General features: G+C 70.4%; 1 protein-coding gene. It reads right to left on the bottom strand.

The genetic code is table 11. From position 1 onward, the window contains the following. Nucleotides 1–109: 109 nt before the first annotated feature. On the bottom strand, nt 110–1,225 hold the full coding sequence (locus tag GKQ77_RS32755; RefSeq protein ID WP_219692783.1) for an ABC-2 transporter permease: 1,116 nt from the start codon (nt 1,223–1,225) through the stop codon (nt 110–112). Between the last annotated feature and the right edge of the window lie 137 nt (nt 1,226–1,362).

The raw sequence follows: 1,362 nt of genomic DNA, 5'->3' as shown, positions 1-1,362 counted from the left end.
GCCCGTACCCACGGGAAGCGGCGGCACAGGGCACGCGCAGGCCAAGGCAAGCCCCGGGGAGCGGCCGCGCAGGACCAGGCGAACCCGTGCCCCCGCGGAGCGGCCCCGCTCAAGGCGCCCCGCCAGCATGCGCTGGGGATACCCCCCGCCCACCCGGATGCCGATGACGCCACACCCAGAACACCGCGCAGGAAAACACCGCCCACGCCCCGAGCACCAGGAACGGGCCCACATGCTGGTGGCCGCCGAAGTACACCGCCGTGTGCTGCGCGTTGACCGACGCCCCGGGCGGCAGCCACCGCCCGATGTGCCCAAGGACCGACGGAAGCAGCGGCCACGACACCGCGCCCCCGGACGACGGGTTCCCGAGGAGCACCATCAGCCCCCACGTCGGCAGCATCGCCCACCGCCCGAACAACGTGTTGAACATCGTGAAGACCATCCCGGACGCGAACATCGTCAGCGCCAGAATCAGCCACGACTCCACGAACGGCAGATCCACCGCCCCCAGCCACCAGTCCACGACCGCCGCGATGACGAACGCCCCGAGCAGCGCGTACAGCGCCGTGAACCCGATCCGTTCCGCCGGATTCAGCCCCCGCGCGTGCACGCTCAGCTGGATCGCCCCCACGAAGCCGATGATCACCGCGGCCAGCGAGATGTAGAAGATGGCGAGCCCCCGGGGGTCGCCCTCCTGGAGCGGCTTGATGTCCTTGACCGTCACCGGCACCCCGGCCTTCTCGCCCACCTTCGGCGCCGTCTCCGCGAGCACCTGGGCGACCGAGGCCCCGGACGCCCCGGACACGTCCAAGGTCACCTTCTCCTTGCCCACGTCGAGGATCGCGAAGATCTTCTGCTCCTCCACATCCCTCCGGGCCCCGGCCAGGCTGTCGTACCGCCGTACCTCAAGCGAGGCGTTCAGCGCCTTCTCCATGCCGCCGAGGAAGGCCTTGCCGTGCGCCGCGTCCGGCGAGCCGACGACGGCCGTGGGGATGTGGTGGGGCGTCGGATTCGCCATGGAGTACGTGTACGAACCGGCGAAGAGCCCGGCCGCGGCCGCCAGGATGAAGACCAGCACGAGCGCCGGCAGAAAGGGCGACTCCTTGAAGGCGGCCCACCGCTCGGCCCGGGTGGGGACCCGCCCATGCGCCCCGTGCGGCTGCGGATGCGACTGCGGGCGCTCCCGCGAAGGCTGACTCTGCTCTCCCGGCTCATGATCAGGCATACGAATACGCTAAACCACACATAAGAGCGGAACCGCGCGCAACCCCACCACTAACCCGCCAATACCTCCCCACTCACTCAGCAGCCGACGAAACGGACCTCTCCCTCTTCCGCCACGCCCGCACCCCGAGCACCGCC

The organism is Streptomyces anatolicus (assembly GCF_019400875.1).
In the GTDB taxonomy this organism is placed as follows: Bacteria; Actinomycetota; Actinomycetes; order Streptomycetales; family Streptomycetaceae; genus Streptomyces; species Streptomyces anatolicus.
Note: the sequence above shows the minus strand (reverse complement) of the source record. Positions and strands in the feature narration are given on the sequence as shown.

What these genes read in the sequence shown, in the direction of transcription:
- GKQ77_RS32755 (WP_219692783.1), bottom strand. Translation starts at nt 1,225, where the DNA reads ATGCCTGATCATGAGCCGGGAGAGCAGAGTCAGCCTTCGCGGGAGCGC.